We start from the raw sequence: 21,198 nt of genomic DNA, 5'->3' as shown, positions 1-21,198 counted from the left end.
GACAGCGGGAAAACGGCACTGGAGTAAGGGTTGCCTCACCAGTAAGCTGTACCGGCCACTCACATCCCTTACGGAGCGCCCTCTTGCCCAGTCCCTACCGCGCCATATTCGCGGCCCCCGGCACCCTGGCGTTCTCCGCCGCAGGCTTCCTCGGGCGCATGCCGCTGTCCATGATGGGCGTCGGCATCGTGGCGATGGTCTCCCACGTCACGGGGCGCTACACCCTCGCCGGCTGGCTCTCCGCCACCCTGGCGCTGTCGGCGGCGGTGCTCGGCCCCCAGGTGTCCCGGCTGGTCGACCGGCACGGCCAGCGCAGGGTGCTGCGCCCGGCGCTGCTGATCTCGGTCGCCGCGGTGGCGGGACTGCTGGTCAGCGTCCGGCAGGGGGCTCCGCACTGGATGCTCTTCGCGTTCACCGCCTGCGCGGGCTGCATTCCGGCGGTCGGCGCGATGACCCGGGCCCGCTGGGCGGCGATCTACCACGGCTCGCCCCGTCAACTGCACACCGCGTACGCCCTCGAGTCGATCGTCGACGAGGTGTGCTTCATCGTCGGGCCGATCGTCTCCATCGGGCTGTCGACGGTCTGGTTCCCCGAGGCGGGCCCGCTGCTGGCCACCGCCTTCCTGGTGGTCGGCGTCCTCTGGCTCACCGCGCAGCGGGCGACCGAGCCCGCGCCGCATCCGCGCACGTCCGGCAGCGGCGGTTCCGCGCTGCGCTCCCCGGGACTGCGGGTACTGGCCCTGACGTTCGTCGCGACGGGTGCCGTCTTCGGCTCCGTCGACGTGGTCACGGTCGCCTTCGCCGAGGAGCAGGGCAGCAAGGCCGCGGCCAGTCTGGTCCTGGCGGTGTACGCGCTGGGATCCTGCCTCGCCGGAGCGGTCTTCGGGCTGCTGCACCTGAAGGGTGAGCCCGCGCGCAGATGGGTACTGGGCGTGTGCGCGATGGCCGTGAGTATGATCCCCCTCCAACTGGCCGGGAATCTGGCGGTCCTGGCCGTGGCGCTCTTTGTCGCGGGCCTGGCCATCGCGCCCACCATGGTGACGACCATGGCCCTCGTCGAAGCGCACGTACCGCGCACCAAGCTGACCGAGGGCATGACCTGGACCGGTACCGGGCTCGCGGTCGGCGTCTCGCTCGGCTTGTCGGCCTCAGGATGGGCGGTGGACGAGTACGGGGCCGGTGCCGCGTACGCGGTGCCCGCGACGGCGGGAGTGCTCGCGGTCGCGGTCGCGTTCCTGGGGTACCGCCGGCTGCGCAGGCCGGTGCCGACGCGGGAGGGGCGGGATGACGAGCACATCCGGGACCACGAGGGGGAACGCGTGGCGTAACTGGGCGGGCACGGTCGCCGCCCGTCCGGCGCGGGAGGTCACTCCGGCCTCCGCCGCGGAACTGGCCGAGGCCGTGCGCCGCGCCGCGGAGGACGGCCTTCGGGTGAAGACGGTCGGCACCGGCCACTCGTTCACCGCGATCGCCGCCACCGACGGCGTGCTGATCCGGCCCGATCTCCTCACCGGCATCCGGGAGATCGACCGTACGGCGATGACGGTGACCGTCGAGGCCGGTACTCCGCTGAAGCGGCTCAACGCGGCGCTCGCCCGGGAGGACCTGTCGCTCGCCAACATGGGCGACATCATGGCGCAGACGGTCGCGGGCGCCACGAGCACCGGGACGCACGGCACCGGCCGCGACTCGGCCTCGATCGCGGCGCAGATCAGGGGGCTTGAGCTGATCACGGCGGACGGTTCGGTGCTGACCGTCTCGGAGAAGGGCACCGACCAGGAGCGGGAGATCTTCGCCGCCGCCAGGGTCGGGCTCGGCGCCCTGGGGGTGATCAGCGCGATCACCTTCGCCGTGGAGCCGCTGTTCCTGCTGTCGGCCCGCGAGGAGCCGATGTCCTTCGACCGGGTGACATCGGAGTTCGACGAGCTGCACGCGGAGAACGAGCACTTCGAGTTCTACTGGTTCCCCCACACGGGCAACTGCAACACCAAGCGCAACAACCGCAGTGCCGGCCCCGCCGCCCCTCCCGGGGCGGTCAGCGGGTGGATCACGGACGAGCTGCTGTCCAACGGGCTGTTCCAGGTGGCCAATTCCGTCGGGCGTGCGGTGCCGGCCGCGATACCGGCGATCGCGCGGGTCTCCAGCCGCGCACTGTCCGCCCGCACCTACACGGACATTCCTTACAAGGTCTTCACAAGTCCCCGCAGGGTCCGCTTCGTCGAGATGGAGTACGCGCTTCCTAGAGAGGCCGCCGTCGCGGCACTGCGCGAGCTGAAGGCGATGGTCGACCGTTCGCCGCTGCGCATCAGCTTCCCGGTGGAGGTGCGGACGGCGCCCGCCGACGACATCACGCTGTCCACCGCGTCCGGGCGGGAGAGCGCGTACATCGCCGTGCACATGTACAAGGGCACGCCCTACCGTTCGTACTTCACCGCGGTGGAGCGGATCATGACCGGGTACGGCGGCCGGCCGCACTGGGGCAAGATCCACACGCGGGACGCGGAGTACCTCGACGGCGTCTACCCGCGCTTCGGCGAGTTCCTGGCGCTGCGCGACCGGCTGGACCCCGGCCGGCTGTTCGGCAACGACCATCTGCGACGGGTGCTGGGAGCCTGAGGCCGGCCGGCCGGGGAGCGCGGGACCGCCCTCGGCCGACTACGGCCCGGCGCCGGCATCCGGCCCGGGCTGCTGCCCCGAAGGAGCGTCCGGCGCGGACGGCCCCGGCGCGGAGGACGTCGGGTCCGGCGCCGCCGGGCTCTGTGCACCGGTGGACCCGGACGGCCCGGGGGCCGGCAGGTCCGCGTCGCCGCCGCCCGGATCGTCGCCCGGGCCCGGATCGTCGCCCGAACCCGAGTCCGAGTCCGAGCCGGATTCGGTGCCGGAGTTGTGGTCGCCCGCCGGGCCGCTGGGGCCGCCCCGGCCACCGCCTTCCTCGGAACCGCCGTCCTGCCCTCCGTCCCCGTGCGCGTGCCGCTCCGCACCCCCGTCGCGCACCGGAGACGAGGGCGAAGGGGACCCGCCGTCTGCGGCGCCGCCGCCCCCGCCGCGCACGGCCGTACCCACGGTGGTGCCCCGCCCACCGCTGAGGTCGCGGCCGGAGGCGAGCTCGTAACCGGTGATGCCGGCCATCGCGAGGACGAAGACGACGACCGCGGCGAGCGCGGACCGCCTCCGGCCGCGCACCCGGGTGCCATGGGTGGTCGGCTCGCCGAACTCCCCGTGGCCGGGCGGCTCGCCGAACGCCGGAGGCCCCGCCTCCGGGGAACCGCCCGGCGGCCGCATGCCGTTGGGCCGGGCGTACCGGGTGGCATCGCGAATCTGTTCGCCGGTTCGCCGGAACAGGTGCTGGAAGAGGGAGCCCCCGCAGGTGGCCACCACACTCACCACCCCGGCGCCCAGGATCGTTCCGTAGACGCCGATTCGGGAGGCGAGGACCGCCGCCGCGACCGCCGCGAGCGCACTGCCCGCGACCTGCGGAACGCTCAGGTCCAGTCGCCTTTCCTTCCGCTCCGTCGTGCCGTCGTCCCTTGTGTGATGCATCTCCGGCCTCTGCTCACCCATCTGTCCCACCGTGCACCAGGAAGGGACATATAGGCGAATCGAACGGTTCCGGTTCAGTGGATTCTGTGAAGCTTGCCACCCCCGAATCCGGGGTAGGGGAACGGAACTTGCCGTCTCCGCGACAAGTTCGGCGGCGCGCCGGTCCACCCCGATGGCCCGAATGGAGTACTGTGACGAGCCCTGGGTCCGGTCTCTCTCACGGGTGCACGGCCCCGGGAACAGGGGGCCGAAAGCGGCACTCGAACCGGCGGCGCCGTGGCACCGCACGGGCGCCTGCTGTACCGGGTGGCGGCACTCGTCACCCTGCGTGGCAGACAGGTAACCGTGCCATAACGGCGGTCCAGGGCCCATGCCCGACACGCCGGGCAACTCGGCAAGGTTGTGGCAGGCTGCACCCGGGCAGGCCACACTCGACTAGCGGAAGCAGCGACGCACGTGACGTCGGCAGGCACCACCCGGGAGGTCCCCATGCCCGAACTGCGTGTCGTGGCCGTCTCGAACGACGGCACACGACTGGTGCTGAAGGCTGCGGACAGCACGGAGTACACGCTTCCGATTGACGAACGGCTGCGCGCCGCCGTCCGCAACGACCGCGCGCGCCTCGGCCAGATCGAGATCGAGGTCGAGAGCCACCTCCGCCCCCGCGACATCCAGGCGCGTATACGAGCAGGCGCCTCCGCGGAGGAGGTCGCCCAGCTCGCCGGCATCCCCGTGGAACGGGTGCGCCGGTTCGAGGGGCCCGTCCTCGCGGAGCGCGCGTTCATGGCGGAGCGTGCGCGCAAGACACCCGTCCGGCGCCCAGGGGAGAACACCGGGCCGCAGCTCGGCGAGGCCGTCCAGGAGCGTCTGCTGCTGCGGGGCGCCGAGAAGGACACCGTCCAGTGGGACTCCTGGCGCCGGGACGACGGCACCTGGGAAGTGCTGCTGGTGTACCGGGTGGCGGGAGAGCCGCACTCGGCGAGCTGGACGTACGACCCGCCGCGCCGTCTCGTCCAGGCCGCCGACGACGAGGCCCGGGCGCTGATCGGGGAGACCGACGACGCGATCGGCGTCGCCCACGAGCCGAGCTTCCCGTTCGTGCCGCGCATCGCCCGCCTCCCCCGGGACCGGCCGCTCGACCGCGCCCCGGACCGTCCCGCACAGCTCCCGGCGGCGGCAGACGCCGACGAGACCGAACGCGACTCGCTGACCAGCCTGCTGGAGGCGGTGCCCAGCTTCCGGGGCGACCTCGTCGTGCCGGACCGGTCCGCCCCGGACGGACCCGCCGCCGAACCCGTCCAGGAGCCCGAGGCCGAGGAGCCCCCCGCCCCCGCGGCCTCCGCCGGCGCCGGCTCGGCGTACGCGGACGTCCTGATGCCGCGGGCGGTCAGTGGCCACCGCGACCGCCTCACCGGCACCACGGACCGCCAGGCCGAGGCCGACGGCGTCCGGCCGGGGCGCCGCGCCGCGGTGCCGAGCTGGGACGAGATCGTGTTCGGCACCCGCCGGAAGAAGCAGGATTGACGCTCTCCCTCGTGAAAGCGGGAGATTCCCACCGGGCCGCCGCTGTTGAGCGGCGGTCGCAGGTGGGTCCTGTTCCCTCAACCGCCGCCCGGCGTGTTCGTGCCGGGTCTTTCGGCGCACCGGCGCGACTCCCGCTCTCCGCGATGTCCGGCGAACGGCCGCCGGGCCGGGTCCCCCGCCGGGCGCCCGCCCCCTGGTCCACGTGACGCGGGGCGGCTGGTCCACGTGACGCGGGGCGGCGGCGGTCGCGGCCGGCGGCCCCACCCGCCTCGCCCCGGGCCGCGGCGGCGGACCGGCCCCTGCGGACTACTGCGGGTCGGGGCCCGTGGCGACCGGCCGCGCGGGGTCGGAGGACCACTCCGACCAGGAGCCCGCATAGAGCGCCGCCGGGATGCCGGCGATCGCCAGGGCCAGGACCTGGTGCGCGCCGGAGACGCCGGAACCGCAGTAGACACCGACCTCGGGCGCGTCCGCGGCGCCGAGGCGCTTGAAGCGGGCGGACAGTTTCTCCTTGGGCAGGAACGTGGTGGCTCCCTCGGAGACGTTCTGCGTCGTCGGTGCCGAGACCGCGCCGGGAATGTGCCCGCCGACCGGGTCGACCGGCTCGACGTCGCCCCGGTAGCGCTCGGCCGCGCGCGCGTCCAGCAGCAGCCCGGACCGGGCGAGGGCGGCCGCGCCGTCCGCGTCGAGCAGCGGCAGACCGCCGGGCACCGGGGTGAAGTCCCCCGGTTCCGGCGCCGGGACATCCGTACTCAGCGGACCGCCCCACGCATCGAGACCGCCGTCCAGGAAGCGGACGTCCGGATGTCCCGCCCACCGCAGCAGCCACCACGCCCGCGCCGCGGCCCAGCCCTGGCCGCCGTCGTACACCACGACGGGGGCGCCGCCCGACACTCCCGCACGGCGCATCGCGGCGCCGAAGACCTCCACGTCCGGCAGCGGATGCCGGCCGCCCCGGCCGGGTGGTCCCGCCAGTGCGGAGTCGAGGTCGACGTAGACGGCACCCGGGATGTGCCCGGCCGCGTAGGCGGCCCGCCCGTCGAACGGCGCGGCGCCGGCCGCCTTGGCCAGGGTGAGCTGCCAGCGGACGTCGAGCAGCACCGGGGGCCGCGGACCGGCCGACTCGCCGGCGAGTTCGGTAGCGGTGATGATGGGGTTCATACGGCCATCTTCGCGCAGGGCCCGGCGGGCCCGCGGCAGCAACGGCAATGGCCGCACCAGGGATGGAGGGTGCCGGAGCGGGCACCCTTCCCTGTGGGGGATCCCCCGGCGGAGAGCGGCGCGGCCGTGACGCGCGGCGTTCCCGGTGGTGCGAGCATCTGCACGGGGTGAGGGCGGTTCCCGCACGACGGCGGGCGGTCCCCCCGCACGGCCACGACGACGATGGTCCGAGGAGAGAGTGACGATGACGACCGAGGCGACTCGGCGCAGACCCGGCACACCCTGCTGGGTGAGCCTCATGGTGCACGGACTCGACGCGACGCAGGACTTCTACCGGGAGCTGTTCGGCTGGGACTTCGTCCCCGGGCCGCAGCCGCTCGGCCCGTACGTCCGCGCACTGCTCGACGGCAAGGAGGTCGCGGGCATCGGCCAGCTCCCGCCCGACCGCCGGCTGCCGATCGCATGGACGACGTACATGGCCTCGGACGACGTCGACGAGACCGCCGAGCAGATAAGGATGTGCGGCGGCACGATCGGCGTCGGGCCGCTCGATGCGGCGGACGCAGGCCGGCTCGTCATCGCCGCCGACCCGGAAGGCGCCGTGTTCGGCGTCTGGCAGGCTGCCGCGCACACCGGCACCGCCCTCTTCGGCACCCATGGCACACCCGTCTGGAACGAGCTGATGACACGGGAGACGTCGGCGGTCGCCAAGTTCTACCAGTCCGTCTTCGGCTACGACCTCGAACCCGTGGTCTCGGCCGACTTCGACTATCTGACGCTGCACCTGGAGAACCGCCCGGTGGCCTCGATCCACGGGGTGGGCCACGCGCTGCCGCGCGACCGGGGCTCGCACTGGATGACGTACTTCGAGGTCGGGGACCCCGACGGGACCGCGGCCGCGGTGGTGGACCTCGGCGGCCATGTCGTGCGCGAACCGCGCGAGGGCACCAGCGGCCGGATGGCGACGGTGGCGGACCCCGAAGGGGCGGTCTTCACCGTCGTGCGGACGGTGCCGCAGGGCTGAGCGGACGGCCGGCCGGCCGCCGTCGGACGCCCTCCGTGAGCACAGGGCTGCGGTGAGGTGCGAGCGGTCCTGCCCGGTCCCTCCCGGCAGGCCCGCTCCGGACGGGTACGCCGGGCACGCCCCCTCGGACCGCTCCCGCCGTTGCGCGTCCCGGGCCCGGTACGCCCGGGCCCCGTACACGCGTCGCGCCGCACCGGCGGCGTACGGCGGCCGGAACGGCGACGGCGGCGTGCGGCGGCCGCACCAGCCGGTCCCGTCCGGCCGTGCCCGAAGGCCCGGGTCGGCGACCCGGGCCTCCGGCGTGTTCCGCCGCCGCGTCAGCGGAAGCGCACCCGTACCGTGTCCCGGGCCGTCTCCACGCCGCGTTCCAGGAGGCGGACGACGATCGTCCGGCGCCCGCTGCCGTACGCCGACGTGTCCAGCGGGAACGACCAGGTGGCGAGGCCCTCGGCCGGGCGCCAGGCGCCCGGATCGGCCGGGGTGTTGCGGCTGACGACCTGCCACTCGACGCGGGCGTCCGGCGTGACCCGGAAGCTCGTCCGCGTGACCGGGGACGGTGTGCCGTCGCGGACGGCCCGCGCGTACAGCACGTGATCCCCCACGGGCAGCCGGCCGGCTTCGGCCCGCCAGGTTCCCGTGGTGTCGTCGAGGCGCGCGGAGACCGGGCTGGAGAAGCCCTCGTCGTCGACGGACAGCTGCACCCGGTGGGTCTCCGGGCGGCCGCCGACGCCCTCCGGGTCGCCGCCCGGGTCGGGGAAGGCGTACCGGCCCCCGGCGACGACGGTCTCGCCTTCGGTGATCTCGGCGCCGTCCCCGGGCGCGGCGATGTCGGCGCCGAACTCCAGGCCGGATGGCGGAAGAGCCGCCGGGTCCAGGGTCAGCCGGGTGGCGTGGTCGCCTTCGTAACCCACCGTCAGCAGCGCGGTGGTGTCGGACAGCAGCTGGACGGTCAGCTGCTCCCCGGTGAAGGCGGGCCTGGCGGTCTCGAACTCGACGGTGAACTTCGTCCACGCGCCGGTGACCGGCTGGGCGGTGGCCTTGCCGCGGCCGATCTCCCGGTCGGTGGCGAGGAGCACCACCGTCGGACCGGCGAGGGCGGCCGGGGCGCGGGTCTTCAGGTACAGCTCGGCCCGGGCCCTGGAGCCCGTGGCGAGCGGCTCGCCCAGGGTGTCGGTGGCGGGGTGGGCGGCCACCGGCAGATAGGGGGCCGCCGTGGACAGGGTGTCGGCGACGGCGCAGCCGTCCGGGTCGCCGGGCCGGTCGGTGCGGTCCATGGTGCGTTCGGCCGAGCAGTCCGCCCCCTGGTGGAGGTAGTAGTCGAAGGCCCGGCCGGAGTAGGGGGTGTGGGGTTCGCGGGCCTTTGCCCGCGCGGTGAGCGTCCGGTGCAGCACGTCGAGCGCCGCGGTGGGCGTGGCGACGTCGGCCGGTTCCACCTGTATCCCGGTGGGCAGCGGCGCCGGGTCGTCGGTACCGTCGCCGTCGCGGTCGTATCCGCCCCAGATGCCGTCCCGGATGGCGCGGTCGGCGGCGAAGAAGTCGTCCTCGACGGGGCGTTCCGGCAGCAGGGACCGGCCGAGCAGGGTGTCCACCGCCCGGCGGGCGGTCTCGGGTGTCGCGGCACCGTAGCCCTCGAAGAGCACATTGCCCGCCGTGTGGGGCGCGCCCACGGGCCAGGTCGCGGACGGCAGGTCGTCCTCACCGAGCGGGAAGGCGTTCTTCAGTACGGCCTCCCGCAGCTCGCCGCGGGTGAGCCTGCCGTCCTCCAGGTACATGCCGGCGTCGAGGGCCGCACCCTCGGCGACGACCTGGCCGGTGCGCTGTCCGGCGCGCGGGTCGCCGACGGCCTCGCGGACCCGCTGGAGGGTGGTGCCGAAGACACCGGCCGTGTACGGGGTGGCGGCGGAGGTGCCGCTGAACTGCTTCTGGCACTGGGCTCCGGTGTGGCAGGCGGCGGGGAGGCCGCCGATGCCCCAGGACGAGAGGTGCACCGGCATGCCGTCGCCGACGACCGCCCGCTGGTCGTCCCGGCGCAGTGCGCCGACGGTGATGTTCCAGTCGGGGCCGGTCTGGTCGGAGTGCCAGGTGCTGACGGGGACGTCGAAGGCGTTGCCGACGCCGTTGCCGGCGGCGAACAGCACCGTCTGGCCGCGCTCGGCGGCCGCCTTGGTCGCCTCCTCGCCGCTGACGACCGGGCCGGCCGGGATGCCGCCGACGTAGCCGAAGGAGTGGGAGGTGATGTCCACCCAGGGGTAGGCGGTGGCGACGGTCTCGTCCAGGCCCTCGACCACGACGAGCAGGCAGGTGGGGCAGTAGCCGTAGCGGTTGCCCGCCGAGACGGAGGCGGAGCCGGTGCCGTGGCCGTTGTCGTCGAGGACGGGGTGGGCGCCGTCGACGGTCGACGCGTAGGCCCCGACGATCTTGGTGCCGGGGATCCAGTGGAGCTTGCCGGCGGGGACGTTGCCGGCGGTCCACAGATCCTCGTCCTCGCCGGGCAGATGGCCCTTGCCGAGGGTGACGGGGATCGCGGGCGCGGAGGCGGGGTAGCCGGGGATGTACTCCGAGGGGTGGCGGGTGAAGTCCTTCGTCAGCGCCAGTACGTCGGGGTCGGGGTAGGTGCGTGCGGAGAACTCCAGGTGGTAGGGGTTGATCCCGGTGTCGGCGATGCCGATGACGGTGATCGGCGGGGCCGTGCCGAGCCGGTCGGCGGGGCCCACGAGCACGGAGGTCGTCTCGCGCCGCTCCAGGCCAGCCGCGTCGGTGGCCTTGAGGGTGACCAGGTGCCGTCCGTCGGGCAGCCGGGTGGTCGGCGTGGTGCCCGTGGCGTCGTCGAAGTGTCCGTCGGCGTCCAGGTCCCAGGCGGTGGCGACGGGCGCGGTGCCGCCGGTGACCGTTCCGGTGAGCCGCTGCTCCGCGCCGGGCTGGAAGGTGTACGGGCCGCCGGCCGTCACGTCCGGTCTGGGGTCGGGGGTGCCGGTGCGGGCGACCACGCGCGCGGTCAGGTCGTCGGCGACGGTGGCCCACTTGACGGCGACGACCTTCCAGGCGCCGGGGGCGGGCGAGGTGACGGAGGTCCTCTCCGGGTGCCCGGACGACTCGGACTTCGCCGCGACCGCGCCGGAGGGGTCCACCACCCGCAGGTCGTAGTCCTGGGCGGTGGTACGCCAGGACAGCGTGACGTCCAGGGAGCGTGCGCCGGAGGGGACGTCGAAGGGGAACTCCACGGTCTGGCCGGTGGGGAAGGCGCCGGGAGTGGGGTCCGGTCTGGTCTCGTCCAGCAGTTCGCGGCTCGTCTCCTCGCCGACGGCGACCTTCACGGTGTCGGTGGTGACGGCGCCCGCTGCGTCGGTGGCGGTGAGCGTCACCGGGTAGCTGCCGGGGGCGAGGCCCGTCGTGTCGAAGCCGGCGCTCGCCGAGTCCGCGTCGGTGAGCGTGCCGTGCTCGGCGGTCCAGGCCCAGGTGTAGGGCGCGGTGCCGCCGTAGGCGCTGCCGAGCAGCACGGCGGTCTCCCCCGCGGTGACGAAGGAACTGTCGCCCGCGTCCGCGTGCAGGGGTGCCGGCCCGCCGGGAGCGCCGGTGCGGGCGGTGCCGGTCACGTCGACGGTGCCGCTGACCGGCTGCGGCACCGCGCCGTCGACGACCTGCCGGCCTCCGACCGTGGCGACGGTGACACCGGCGGTGCCGGGGTCCCCGGCCGCCGCCGCGGCCGGGGACAGCGACACGGCGAGGGCCAGCGCGGCCCCGGCGGCGACTGCGGTGGACCAGAAGCGCCCCATCAGCCGCCGCTCCACTTCTTCGCGCAGCTCTTCAGGTCGGCCTTGGCGCGCCCGCCCCGGTCGACGACGACGGGCACCCGCTCCAGCACGGTGCCGTTCTTCTCGCAGGTGAGGGTCCAGTTCTCGACGAGTCCGCCGGTCTCCTGCGCGGTCGTGTCGAAGAGGGAGGCGGTGAGCGTCCAGGAGGGCGCCGCCGAGGCCCAGTTCTCGACGCGCAGGACGTAGCCACCCCGCGCCGGGTTCTCGAGCAGGACCCGTTCCTTCTCGCCCACGGATCCGGCCGAGGCGCCGACCTCGGTGAGGGTGCCGTCCGCGTTCCTGCGCAGCACGCGCAGATCGAGGTCGTCGGGGGTCGGCCAGTCGAGCGCCACTTCGAGCAGGTCGGCGTCCCGGTCGACGGTGAACTCCGAGTCGGTGGACTGCGTGGGCGCGGTGGTGCCGGTGTACGTCCGGCGCTCCAGCGGCTCGGAGGAGACCACCCGCGTCTGGCGGGCCTTGACCAGGGGCCGGGTGGAGGGGTTGACGTGCCAGGTGTAGGAGCCGCCCGCGCCGACCGTCATGGTGGTGTCGAGGGTGTCCTGGATGACGCCCGTCCAGGTGGGTGTGGCGAAGGTCTTCTTCAGCCGCAGGGTGGCTCCGGCGGGCGCCTTGCCGGTGATGACGGAGTGCGCCCGCGGGTCGGCCGCGCTCTCCAGCGCCAGCAGGTACGCCTCGCGGTTGCCCTTGCCGGCGTACGGGCCCGTGCCGAGGTACTCGGCCACGACCTCGGGGAACGGCGGATGGAACTCGTCGGGTCCGATCTCGAAGGTGTAGCCGTAGCCTCCGGTCGCGTGGTACGACCAGTCCTCGGTGGTACCGGTCGTGTCGTACAGCTCCCAGCTGTGCTGGGAGGCGTAGCCGTTCTGCGCGGCCATCCGGTCGCCGAGTTCCTTCAGCGCGGCCTCGTCCGGCGGGTCGCCGACCGGCTGTCCGCCGGGTCCGATGGTGTCGGGCGCGACGGCGTTCGGGCGCAGCACCAGGTTGGAGAAGGTGTGGTTGCTGATCAGCCCGGTCACCTGGCGGCCGCTGACCAGTGCGCGGATGTTGCGGGTCTCCGGCTCGGAGAAGGGCCCGGCGCCGCGGTAGGTGGCGTGGACGGGCTCGGCGGCCGCACCCGGTCCACCCCAGGAGCCACCGTAGTTGCGGTTGATGTCGACGCCGGCGCCGAAGCCTCCCGGGCTGCTCGCCAGGCCGCACTCGCCCGCCAGCGGGGCGTGTCCGTCGACGATCCGGCAGTTCTTGCGCTTGTAGGCGTTGCCCGGTGTGGCCAGGATCGAGCCGGTACCGCCCTCGTCGACGGTGCGCAGGTCGACCAGCCGTCCGTCGTTGACGGACTTCTCGAAGCCGTCCGGGTTGACGACGGGGACGACGATCACCCGTGCCTTCTTCAGCAGGGCGGTGATACGGGCGTCGTGGCCGTGGTTGCGGGCCAGGTCGATGGCGAACTCGACGGCGTGCTCGCCGGAGGGCCATTCGCGGGCGTGGTGCAGACCCATCATGAGGAAGACGGGCCGGCCGTCGTCCACGGCGTCCACCCGGTCCGCGATCTCGACGCCGTACACCTGCTTGCCCTCGAGGCTGCGGTACGGCAGGGCGAACTTCCGGACCAGGCCCGGGTGCTGGGAGGCCAGGCGGTCGAGGTCGGTGTGGTAGTCGGCGAGCCCGCGGTAGGTGTCGCGTCCGGAGGGTAGCGGTGAGGCCTCGGTGGCGGCGGCGTAGGCGCGGTTGGCGGCGTTGACGTCGGACGCGCGCTGGACCAGGTCGGGTATCCGGACCTGCCAGTCGAGGCCGGCGGAGCGCAGCCGCTCGGCGTCGGCGGCGTGGTGCAGGACGACTTCGACGTAGTCGTGTCCGGCGTGCTCCGTCAGGTCCAGGCCGAGGGCGACGAGCCGGTCCTTGTCGGCGCGGGTGGGGGTGTCCACCGTCACCAGCTGCGGGCGGAACACCTCGCCCGCGGCGGCGGGCACCGTGCTCGCGGGGAGCAGTCCGCCGCCGGCCGCCGCGACGGCGGCGACGGCGATGGCGATCGCCCGGAATCTGCGAGATCGTCGGGATGAAGCGACCACGTGAACTCCTGTCGAGAGGAGCTACGCCGAGTGGCTCGCGGCATGCCTGTGGGCTGCCGGGCCAGCAGGCGTTCGCCCGTTCCTTGGGGGGAGGCGGACGGACCATACCTCACTTCATGGCATGTACACGAGGGGTTGGGAGCGGATCCGGAGGGAAGCCTTCCGCCGGCTTCGGCGCATGCCCGCGCCGGCCTCGGCGCATGCCTGGGCCGACATGGGAGGGTGCGTCCCCGGCTTCGGCGGGTGCGCCGTCCGACCGGCCCGGAACGGCGGCCCGGAACGGCGGCCCGGTCCGTGCCGCCGGGAACGGGCGGCGGTCAGGCGGAGTTGACCGGCAGCACGTCCGGGGACAGCGCCGCGGCCCGTGCCGTCGCGCTCGTCATGCGCCTGCGGTGGTGGCGGCGGCACAGCACCTCGTAGCCGATCTGCTCGGCGGGCCGGTTCACATCGCCGACCACGACCTGCTCGCCCTCGACCACCATCACCCCGTCCACCGTACGGGCGTTGTGCGTGGCCCGGGCGCCGCACCAGCACAGGGCCTCGACCTGGAGTTGCTCTATCCGGTCCGCCAGCTCGATCAGCCTCCGTGAGCCGGGGAAGAGCCTGGTACGGAAGTCGGTGGTGATGCCGAAGGCGAAGACGTCCATCTCCAGGTCGTCAACGATCCGGGCCAGCTGGTCGATCTGACCGGGCGCCAGGAACTGGGCCTCGTCCACGATCACGTAGTCCGCCCGCATACCCCTGGACAGCTCGCCGACCAGGTGGGCGTACAGGTCCATGGCGTCGGTCACCTCCACCGCGTCGGTCACCAGACCCAGCCGGGAGGACAGCTTGCCCTCGCCGGCCCGGTCGTCGCGTGTGAAGATCACGCCCTGCAGTCCCCGGGCGGACCGGTTGTGCTCGATCTGCACATCCAGCACTGGGTCGACGCCCCCGGGCGCGACGCGACAATCATCGGCTGGGCCACGGACACGGACGTCTCCGGCGGTCTGCATCCCTTCAAGCGGCCCGACCTCGGTCAGTGGTTCAGGGAAGACCGCGCGGACCAGTGGGACGCGCTCTGTGTCATGAAGGTCGACCGGCTGAGCCGACGGGTCGCCCACTTCAGTGAGATCGTCCAGTGGTGCCAGGAACACGGAAAGATCGTCGTGTCGACCCAGGAGGGGATCGACATGTCCACTCCGATGGGCAAGATGTTCGCCCAGATCCTGGCCGTTTTCGCCGAGGGCGAGCTCGACACCATCAGAGCACGCGCCGCCGACGCGGCGCAGACGCGACTTGCCGCGGGGACATGGGTGGCCGGGCTGGCGCCCTTCGGGTACGAGATCGTGCCGCTGGGCAAGGGGAAAGGGAAGTGCATTCGACCCATCGAGCGCTACGAGGAGCTCGTCCGGGAGATCGCCGACAAGATCCTCGAGGGGAGAAGCCTGCGCTCCATCTCCCGCGAGCTCATCGAGCGCGGCGAACCCACCTGGCTCTCGCTGATCCAGCCCAACAGCAAGCGCGCCCAGGAGAGCCAGTGGTCCAACTCCTCCATCAGGGGCATCATGCTCAACCCCAAGATCGCGGGGTACTACACCTACAAGGGCGAGATCGTCGAGGACGACGAAGGCAACACCCGCATGATCGCCGAGAAGCCCCTCCTCGACCACGAGACGTGGAACCGGGTGGTCCTCAAACTGCGTGACAACCGCGCCTTCGGCCCCAAGGTCACCAAGAGCACGGCCATGCTCGTGGGCGTAGCGGCATGCGGCCACTGCGGGGGCCCGCTGACGAGGGCCGTCTACACCAACCGGCAACCCGCCAAGGGAGATCGCCCGGCAAAGGAGTGGCACTACTCGCGCTACAAGTGCAGCCGGCAACAGGTCCGGTCGACGTGCGAGAGCCCGGCGGCAGTGAACACCGCCGACCTCGAGGGCGAATTCTCGAAGCTCTTCCTGGAGCATATGGGCCATCTCCCTGAGGTGAGGGAGGCGCACACCGAGCTGCACGACCCATCCGACGACATCAGCGCCACCGAGGCGCGCCTGAAGCGGCTGAAGGACGACTTCGGCGCCGGCAAGTACGACACCCCGGAGAAGGAAGAGGTCTATTGGTCGCTCCTCAACTCCCAGACGGCGAAGCTGTCCCGCCTTCGCGTCAAGCTGGCCGAGTACGAGGAGCACAACGGAACGTTCGCACCCACCGGACGCACCTTCGCCGACATTTGGAACTCGCGGGACGACGAGGGGAAGCAGCTATTCCTGAAAGAACACCAGGTGAAGGTGGCTGTCTACCGCGACCCGATCCCCGGTAAGCGGTTCGGGTTCATGGTGCAGCTCGGCGACGTCAGGCGCATGGCCAAGGCCCTGCACGTCGAGCTGACTGACGACGTGGCACATGGCGTCATCACCTTCAATCTCCCCACCGAGCAGCACGTACGCGAGCAGCAGCTCGACGAGCGACAGCTGCGCATCGGACTCGACATCGCCGACGCCATCGAGGCCTCCCTGCGACTCGCCGAGGAAACGGGTGAGTAGCGGCGGGGGAGACGGTCCACCCGCCGCTGAGCAGTTACCGCTCCGGGCTGGGGTCCCTCCTCACACGCCGGACCTCGAGGCCAAGGCACCGTCGGACCACGTGCAGCTCTCTCCTGAGCCTCCCAGCGTCTCGGCGATCAACGAGCAGGTACTTCACCGTTGTGTTGCACGCGTCATCCACCGTCTCGGCAACCCGGAGGCATCTGCACCTCCAGAGACCGCTGCCGGGGAGTTCCGGTCCGGTCGCCTCGGGGCCACTCTCGCGCTCCCGCTCTTTAGAGCAGGAACCACGGTTCCCTTCAGTGCAGCCCGGCGTGCCCGTTCCCTGGTGGGCTTCTCTTCGCCCTGTCGGGGACCCGTGCGCCCGTGTTCGGAGGCCACGGCATGTCCTCACGGGCGTTTCAGGTCCTGCTGCTCTGCCGTGGGAGCAAGGATGCCTGCGACCACAGTCGTGTGCGACGACAGGTTCGGGTGGTGTTCCGGTCACCAGGCACCTCCCGGGGGACGTCGGGCCAGAGGCAGGCGAGGACCCGATTCGTGTGGGGGGTGGTCTCGGCGTGCCAGGCGTGATGGCCTACGAGGGCGGCCATCACGCTGAGGTCGAGGCCACCGATGCTGGCGAGCAGGCTGCCGATCAGCGCGCCAGAGCAGTCAGCGGTGGTCATGACGGGCCGCCCGGATGCAGGTGCGGGAGCGGTACATCGCAACGGTGGCGGGCTTGCGCGGCCGAGTGGGGCGATCAGGCGGCGGGAGCGGACCGGAGCACGCGGCGGGGCTGGCTACGGGGTCGAGTGGTCGGGTGAAGATCAGGACGTCCTCGTGCTGGACCACGGCGAGGGGGATGCCCTGGCGGCGGGCGTCGCGGACGTTCTTCATCTGGAAGAAGGAGGGGCGGGCGATGAGCTGGCTATTGCGGATGCCGGCGAGGAGGGCGACGCAGCGTTCGGTGGGGGTGAGTCCGGCGGCCTGGCCGGCGGCGAGGACGGCGGAGGGCAGGTCGATGAGTTCGCCTCGTTCACGCCACGGGCGGGTGGTGACGACCACGGTGCCACCGGGGCGCAGTACGTGCCTGCACTGGGTGAGGATCTCGGTGAAGGCGTCCAGAAGGCGGTCGGTGGAGACGTGGGCGAGGTTGGAGGGGTCGTGGCTGTAGCGGTAGTCCTGCTTGAACACTCCGCGTTCACCGGTCTCGCGGGTGGAGCGGACCTGTCCGTGCACGAAGTTCCCGTACGGCGGTGAGGTGACGACGAGGGCGATCCCGCCGTGGTGGCGTTCGTCGATGAGTTCGGTGAGGCGGCGGGCGTCGCCGCATGCGACGTTTCCGCTGCCGCGTCCGGATGCCTCCACGGCTTGGACGGTGTTGGCTCGGGCCAGGTCGGCCCAGCGCGGTTCGTACTCGGTGCCGAGGGCGTGACGGCCGAGGCCGATGGCTTCGACGAGGGTGGTGCCGATGCCGCACATGGGGTCCAGGACCAGGTCCCCGGGTCGGGTGTAGGTGGTAATGGCGTGGGCGGCGATGGCGGGGAGCATTTTGGCGGGGTGGGCGGCGGAGCCGGGGACGTAGCGGTCGGCGCGCTGGGCGGGAGCGGAGGTCGGAGCGGTGTTCCAGACCGAGAGAGGGGACGGCATCGCGGTTCTCCTGCTCCTCGGCCTACGCGTGGGTGATCGAGGAGAAGGCGATCAGGTCGCAGTGCGCGACGCCGCGGGACGCGTCTGGCGGCAGGGCGGGTACGAGTCGGTCGTCGACCGGGTGGCCGTAGACGACCACGATGTGCTGGAGGTAGCGGAAGCCGGCGGTGCGGGCGGACGCGATCAGTGCGCCTAGCGGGTCGGTGAGGCGTCCGGAGTCCCGGCACTGGCGTGTGGCCAGCAGGAGGAAGCCGTTCGCGGGGAGGAGCCGGTGAGCCCGGTGGAAGAAGCCGGGCCAGCCGTCCTCCTGCGCGCCGGGCATCTCGATCCCGCCGACGGGCAGCTCATATGTGGGTGCGGGAAGAGCGTCGGGGTGGAGTTCGGCGAGCAGGATGGACGGCCTGCCCGTGGCGTCCTCGTCGTGGGCCGCGGCGGTGAAGGGGGTGGTCGGGATGCGGGCGTCCATGCCGGGCGCCGTGTCCCGGATCGCGATCTTGAGCAGCGGAACGGGCCGGTGCTCGGGGCGTCCGACGAAATCGGTACGGACCTTGTCGATCGCCCAGGCGGGCAGCACCGCGCCGGGGATGGGAGCGGCGTTGGGCTCGTCCGGGTCGGGGAACCAGATCGTCGTCGGCAGCGGGTGGGATTCGGTGGAGCGGCGGGACGGAGTCTTCGGCATGGGCTGGATGGCGCCCGGGACCACGGGTCCGGCCGTCTCGTGCTGACGTGAAGTAATAGGGACTCAGCAGCGGGTCTTTGCCATCGCGCCGGTAGGTATTCGTTCCCGGGCAGCTGCCGCCGCGCGCTCGGAGGCGTCCCGGTTCGCACTCGCCTACACCGAATCTGTGCAGGTCATCCCATACCCGAGCCAGTCGCGCGCCAGCGGCGAGCCACTGCCGGGCCACCTCGGCTCGCTGCTGTGACTGAGCACCGAGTTGGCCCGTTCGGCCAGGCTGGCGCCCATCAACTCGTGCAGACGGGCATACGGTGCCGACAAGGCTGTGCACTCGGCTTGATCCAGCCAGTCGATGTATCAGCGGGGGATCGTCACCGGGGTCCCGTCGTCGTTGAGACGCGGGGCGAGGTCCACTTCGTCAGCTCGGTCGTCGGTCCATATCGTGCCCTGGTGAGGGCCGCTGATGACCAGCCAGTCGAGGAGGGCGCAGTCGCGGTGGGAGACGACGATCGCACCGACGGTGCGATCAGGGTCGAACATCAAGACCTCCTGGCGTTCGTCCCACACCTCGATGGCGTCGTCGAACTGTTCGGTGTCGCGTAGTACTGCTTCTCGAGGCGTGGGGCCGCCAGTTCCTCCAGTAGCTTCGGATCAGGGCCATGCTCCGGGAAGGGTTCGGCCAACCGGGAGAGGTCGGCCAGCTCGGTACCGTCCCCCTCCCACCGCCAGCGGCCCTGCACTCGCCGTACGGGGAACAGGCCGTAGGCGGGACCTGCTCCGCCTGCTCCGACCGGAAGAAGGAACATCCGGAATCCTTCCGGCAGCCGCACGTTCATCTGTGCCTCGAGCTCGGCGAGCTCGTCGGGGCGAGCGGGTAGTCCAGGACCCACCTGTGTCCCAGGGACCCGAATACCTCGCTGCTTGTCGGAGACGCCCCAAAATCTCGCCCCGTTGACGAATGCCTATCCATCGCTGATCGGTCATGCGAAGAAGGTAGGTGCTGACACCGACACTGGGGTTGCCGAGGGCTGATGAGATGCCCCTCCTGCTGCCATCGCTCGCCTCTTGTTGCACAGACGGACGCGGCATTCCGAGTGGGCGTGCGCCGTACCGGAATCGGCGAACTCGGAGCCGCCGGAAATGGGGTCGCACACGGCCTCGGCGGGCCCTCATACGCACTCCGGCCGCAGTTCGCAACCTCCGAGACCAGCCGCCTCCGGGCAGGCGTTCACCCGCCCGTCCACACCCTCGACGAACCGACTCTGACCTGGCATTTTCCGGGAATCCGCCTAGGCTAGGAAGCCGCGCTGGACACCACCGGAGGGAGACTTCGTGAGTGAGGACGCCACTAGGTACGACGCCACCCACATCCAGGTGCTGGAGGGGCGGGAAGCCATTCGGAAGAGGCCCGGGATGTACGTCGGCTCGACCGGCGAACGCGGCCTGCACCAGCTGGTGTTCGAGGTCGCCAGCCGGGCGGTGAGCGAGGTCCTGGCTGGCCGCGTCCGCTCCGTCAACATCACCCTCACGCCCGACGGCGGCGTGCGCGTCGCCGACGACGGGCCGGGTGTCCCGGTCGAGGCCTCCGAGGACACTGTCGGGGCCTGCCTCGAATCCCTGCTGACCCGCATGCACGCGGGGAGGAGATTGACGGCCGCCAGGCCGTAGCCGTGAGCCCGCTCGGCAGCCACATCGGGCTCGGCGTCGCCAACGCCCTGTCGAGCCGCCTGACAGCCGAGGTGCGACGCGAGGGAGTCCGCTGGGTCCAGGAGTACACGCGCGGTGCCGCGGTCACCCCGCCCACCGCCGGACCCGCGGTCGGAAGCGGGATCACCCTCGCCTTCTGGCCCGACGCCGACATCTTCGACACAGTGGAGTGCTCGTTCGCCGTACTCGCGGCACGTTTCAGGGAACTGGCCTTCCTCAACCGGGGTCTGGACATCTCGCTTTCCGACGAGCGCTCCCCGGGCAAGGCCCGGTCGGAGCGGTTCCATTTCCCGGGCGGAGTACGGGACTTCGTCACCATGCTCGAAGACGGGACGGGGTACCCGTCCACCCGGACGTCATCGGCTTCGAGCAGGAGGATCCACGGATGGCGGGAACAATGGAGGTGGCCCTCCGATGGTGCGACTCCCGTGAGGAACGGACCCGGACCTTCGCCAACAGCCGACCCACCCCTGAGGGCGGCACGCACGCGGAGGGCTTCCGCGACGGGGTGGCGGCCGCGGTCAACACGTACGCGCGGCAACGGCGACTGCTCACAACGGCGGACCCCGACCTCGGTGCCGACCGGATTGGCGAAGGCCTCACGGCGATCGTGTCGGTGAAGCTGGACCATCCCGAGTTCCGCGGCGCCACGTGCGGCCGGCTGGACAACGCCACAGCGCGCGCTGGCGTCGGGGAAGCCGTCCGGGAACACCTCAGCAGGTGGCTGGAGGAGCACGCGGAGCAGGCCGCAGCCGTCATCTGCCGGATCGTCCGGGGGCCCGCCAGGGACTGAGCAGCAACGGGCTGGATGCCCCCGCCCGTTCCCTGGAACGCGGCAGGCAGGGGGCGGCCGGGATGGAACGCGGCGTCACGACTTCCGTATCGCCCGCAGCGGACCACGACTGGACCAGCTAACCGAATTCGCCGACCGTCTGGCGGAGTTGCTCACGGAACGTCCGTAGACCGTGATCGTGCCCTTTGGGACGGCCTCGGGGCCAGCGGCCGGTGGCCGTGACGGTTTGATACGGCCCCACTCGGACGGTCTGAAGCGGCCCCACCGGGAGATCGTTTGGGACTGTGTGACGGCTTGAAGTGGCTCCGGCTGTTGGTGTGAGGTGGCCCCACCATCGGCGCCTGGTGGCATGATTGCGGCATGACTGCAGTGCTGCCGCGGACGATCCGGGCCGTCGACACCGATCGGCTCCTGATGCTGGAGGAGGGAGCCGCGCGGTTGGGCTTCAGCCAGCGGCTCCCGGCCGATTGGCTGCGGGAGCACGCCGAGGCCGCAGCGGTGCACTATCTGTTCCCGGTGATGGAGCATCGATTCGGCCATCGACCAGAAGTGTCACCGCAGTGGCGGTGCGAGTTGTTGCTCACGGTCCGGACCGGCGAGGAGGTGTTGAGCCTGCTCGATGTCCTGCCCACCGCCTTCCAGGGGCTGTCGGAGACATTGGACGCGACGACAAAGGCGGACATCGCGGCCCGTATGAAGCGGGCGCCCGCCGTGCGGGAATGGGCTGAGAGGGAGGCGTGATCCCCA

Annotated in this window: 17 protein-coding genes; 8 read left to right on the top strand and 9 right to left on the bottom strand. The window is 72.1% G+C overall.

Annotated features, from left to right (window positions below; genetic code table 11):
- Nucleotides 1-83: 83 nt before the first annotated feature.
- Nucleotides 84-1,328, top strand: coding sequence for an MFS transporter (locus tag DDW44_RS23575; RefSeq protein WP_108907647.1), 1,245 nt, complete (start codon nucleotides 84-86; stop codon nucleotides 1,326-1,328).
- Complete coding sequence (locus DDW44_RS23570) at nucleotides 1,285-2,616, top strand: D-arabinono-1,4-lactone oxidase (protein WP_108907646.1); 1,332 nt, start codon at nucleotides 1,285-1,287, stop codon at nucleotides 2,614-2,616. Before DDW44_RS23575 ends, DDW44_RS23570 begins: the two co-directional genes overlap by 44 nt.
- A 39-nt stretch (nucleotides 2,617-2,655) precedes the next feature.
- Here the strand turns inward: DDW44_RS23570 and DDW44_RS23565 are convergent, their stop codons facing one another.
- A complete protein-coding gene (locus DDW44_RS23565) occupies nucleotides 2,656-3,561 on the bottom strand; it encodes a hypothetical protein (protein WP_108907645.1) in 906 nt (301 codons plus the stop codon).
- A 435-nt stretch (nucleotides 3,562-3,996) separates the two neighbouring features.
- On the opposite strand from DDW44_RS23565, the gene sepH reads away from it, so the two are divergent.
- Complete coding sequence (gene sepH, locus DDW44_RS23560) at nucleotides 3,997-5,064, top strand: septation protein SepH (protein WP_108907644.1); 1,068 nt, start codon at nucleotides 3,997-3,999, stop codon at nucleotides 5,062-5,064.
- A gap of 306 nt (nucleotides 5,065-5,370) precedes the next feature.
- Here sepH and DDW44_RS23555 read toward each other — a convergent pair whose 3' ends face one another.
- Nucleotides 5,371-6,225: a sulfurtransferase gene (locus DDW44_RS23555; RefSeq protein WP_108907643.1), complete on the bottom strand. Its 855-nt coding sequence runs from the start codon at nucleotides 6,223-6,225 to the stop codon at nucleotides 5,371-5,373.
- A 244-nt stretch (nucleotides 6,226-6,469) separates the two neighbouring features.
- Here DDW44_RS23555 and DDW44_RS23550 point away from each other — a divergent pair, with 244 nt between their 5' ends.
- Entirely contained in the window at nucleotides 6,470-7,249 is a 780-nt protein-coding gene (locus tag DDW44_RS23550; protein WP_018888413.1) for a VOC family protein, read from the top strand.
- Between the two features lie 317 nt (nucleotides 7,250-7,566).
- Here the strand turns inward: DDW44_RS23550 and DDW44_RS23545 are convergent, their stop codons facing one another.
- From DDW44_RS23545 to DDW44_RS23535, 3 genes are all read right to left on the bottom strand, one after another.
- The gene (locus DDW44_RS23545; RefSeq protein WP_279634814.1) at nucleotides 7,567-11,022 is read right to left on the bottom strand and encodes a S8 family serine peptidase; all 3,456 of its coding nucleotides are present in this window, start codon (nucleotides 11,020-11,022) and stop codon (nucleotides 7,567-7,569) included.
- Nucleotides 11,022-13,127 (bottom strand): M14 family metallopeptidase, encoded by a 2,106-nt coding sequence (locus DDW44_RS23540; RefSeq protein WP_108907641.1) that lies wholly within the window; start codon nucleotides 13,125-13,127, stop codon nucleotides 11,022-11,024. Before DDW44_RS23540 ends, DDW44_RS23545 begins: the two co-directional genes overlap by 1 nt.
- Nucleotides 13,128-13,444: 317 nt before the next feature.
- Nucleotides 13,445-14,047 (bottom strand): thymidine kinase, encoded by a 603-nt coding sequence (locus DDW44_RS23535; protein ID WP_244224094.1) that lies wholly within the window; start codon nucleotides 14,045-14,047, stop codon nucleotides 13,445-13,447.
- Here DDW44_RS23535 and DDW44_RS23530 point away from each other — a divergent pair.
- On the top strand, nucleotides 14,024-15,646 hold the full coding sequence (locus DDW44_RS23530) for a recombinase family protein (protein ID WP_167455527.1): 1,623 nt from the start codon (nucleotides 14,024-14,026) through the stop codon (nucleotides 15,644-15,646). The genes DDW44_RS23535 and DDW44_RS23530 overlap by 24 nt on opposite strands.
- A 651-nt stretch (nucleotides 15,647-16,297) precedes the next feature.
- Here DDW44_RS23530 and DDW44_RS23525 read toward each other — a convergent pair.
- From DDW44_RS23525 to DDW44_RS33395, 4 genes are all read right to left on the bottom strand, one after another.
- The gene (locus DDW44_RS23525) at nucleotides 16,298-17,275 is read right to left on the bottom strand and encodes a TRM11 family SAM-dependent methyltransferase (RefSeq protein WP_108907639.1); all 978 of its coding nucleotides are present in this window, start codon (nucleotides 17,273-17,275) and stop codon (nucleotides 16,298-16,300) included.
- 22 nt (nucleotides 17,276-17,297) lie between these two features.
- Nucleotides 17,298-17,954: a hypothetical protein gene (locus DDW44_RS23520; RefSeq protein WP_108908916.1), complete on the bottom strand. Its 657-nt coding sequence runs from the start codon at nucleotides 17,952-17,954 to the stop codon at nucleotides 17,298-17,300.
- A 354-nt stretch (nucleotides 17,955-18,308) separates the two neighbouring features.
- Nucleotides 18,309-18,491, bottom strand: a complete 183-nt coding sequence (locus tag DDW44_RS32935) for a hypothetical protein (protein ID WP_244224093.1) — start codon at nucleotides 18,489-18,491, stop codon at nucleotides 18,309-18,311.
- A complete protein-coding gene (locus DDW44_RS33395) occupies nucleotides 18,491-18,787 on the bottom strand; it encodes a hypothetical protein (protein ID WP_341867078.1) in 297 nt (98 codons plus the stop codon). The genes DDW44_RS32935 and DDW44_RS33395 overlap by 1 nt, the downstream gene beginning before the upstream one ends.
- A 496-nt stretch (nucleotides 18,788-19,283) precedes the next feature.
- Here DDW44_RS33395 and DDW44_RS32930 point away from each other — a divergent pair, with 496 nt between their 5' ends.
- From DDW44_RS32930 to DDW44_RS23500, 3 genes are all read left to right on the top strand, one after another.
- Entirely contained in the window at nucleotides 19,284-19,619 is a 336-nt protein-coding gene (locus tag DDW44_RS32930) for a hypothetical protein (protein ID WP_167455526.1), read from the top strand.
- 424 nt (nucleotides 19,620-20,043) lie between these two features.
- Nucleotides 20,044-20,451: a TopoII/MutL transducer domain-containing protein gene (locus tag DDW44_RS32925; protein WP_244224092.1), complete on the top strand. Its 408-nt coding sequence runs from the start codon at nucleotides 20,044-20,046 to the stop codon at nucleotides 20,449-20,451.
- A 360-nt stretch (nucleotides 20,452-20,811) separates the two neighbouring features.
- The gene (locus DDW44_RS23500; protein WP_108907638.1) at nucleotides 20,812-21,192 is read left to right on the top strand and encodes a hypothetical protein; all 381 of its coding nucleotides are present in this window, start codon (nucleotides 20,812-20,814) and stop codon (nucleotides 21,190-21,192) included.
- The last annotated feature ends 6 nt before the right edge of the window (nucleotides 21,193-21,198 follow it).

The sequence above is a fragment of the Streptomyces tirandamycinicus genome (assembly GCF_003097515.1).
GTDB lineage: Bacteria > Actinomycetota > Actinomycetes > Streptomycetales > Streptomycetaceae > Streptomyces > Streptomyces tirandamycinicus.
This window is presented reverse-complemented; position numbering and strand designations above follow the sequence as displayed.

Bases quoted from the DNA above. Each gene is read 5' to 3' on its own strand.
- DDW44_RS23570 (WP_108907646.1), top strand. From the start codon at position 1,285: ATGACGAGCACATCCGGGACCACGAGGGGGAACGCGTGGCGTAACTGG.
- DDW44_RS23565 (WP_108907645.1), bottom strand. From the start codon at position 3,561: ATGGGTGAGCAGAGGCCGGAGATGCATCACACAAGGGACGACGGCACG.
- DDW44_RS23555 (WP_108907643.1), bottom strand. From the start codon at position 6,225: ATGAACCCCATCATCACCGCTACCGAACTCGCCGGCGAGTCGGCCGGT.
- DDW44_RS23550 (WP_018888413.1), top strand. From the start codon at position 6,470: ATGACGACCGAGGCGACTCGGCGCAGACCCGGCACACCCTGCTGGGTG.
- DDW44_RS23545 (WP_279634814.1), bottom strand. From the start codon at position 11,022: ATGGGGCGCTTCTGGTCCACCGCAGTCGCCGCCGGGGCCGCGCTGGCC.
- DDW44_RS23525 (WP_108907639.1), bottom strand. From the start codon at position 17,275: ATGCCGTCCCCTCTCTCGGTCTGGAACACCGCTCCGACCTCCGCTCCC.
- DDW44_RS23520 (WP_108908916.1), bottom strand. From the start codon at position 17,954: ATGCCGAAGACTCCGTCCCGCCGCTCCACCGAATCCCACCCGCTGCCG.
- DDW44_RS32935 (WP_244224093.1), bottom strand. From the start codon at position 18,491: ATGTTCGACCCTGATCGCACCGTCGGTGCGATCGTCGTCTCCCACCGC.
- DDW44_RS33395 (WP_341867078.1), bottom strand. From the start codon at position 18,787: ATGAACGTGCGGCTGCCGGAAGGATTCCGGATGTTCCTTCTTCCGGTC.
- DDW44_RS32925 (WP_244224092.1), top strand. From the start codon at position 20,044: ATGGCGGGAACAATGGAGGTGGCCCTCCGATGGTGCGACTCCCGTGAG.
- DDW44_RS23500 (WP_108907638.1), top strand. From the start codon at position 20,812: ATGACTGCAGTGCTGCCGCGGACGATCCGGGCCGTCGACACCGATCGG.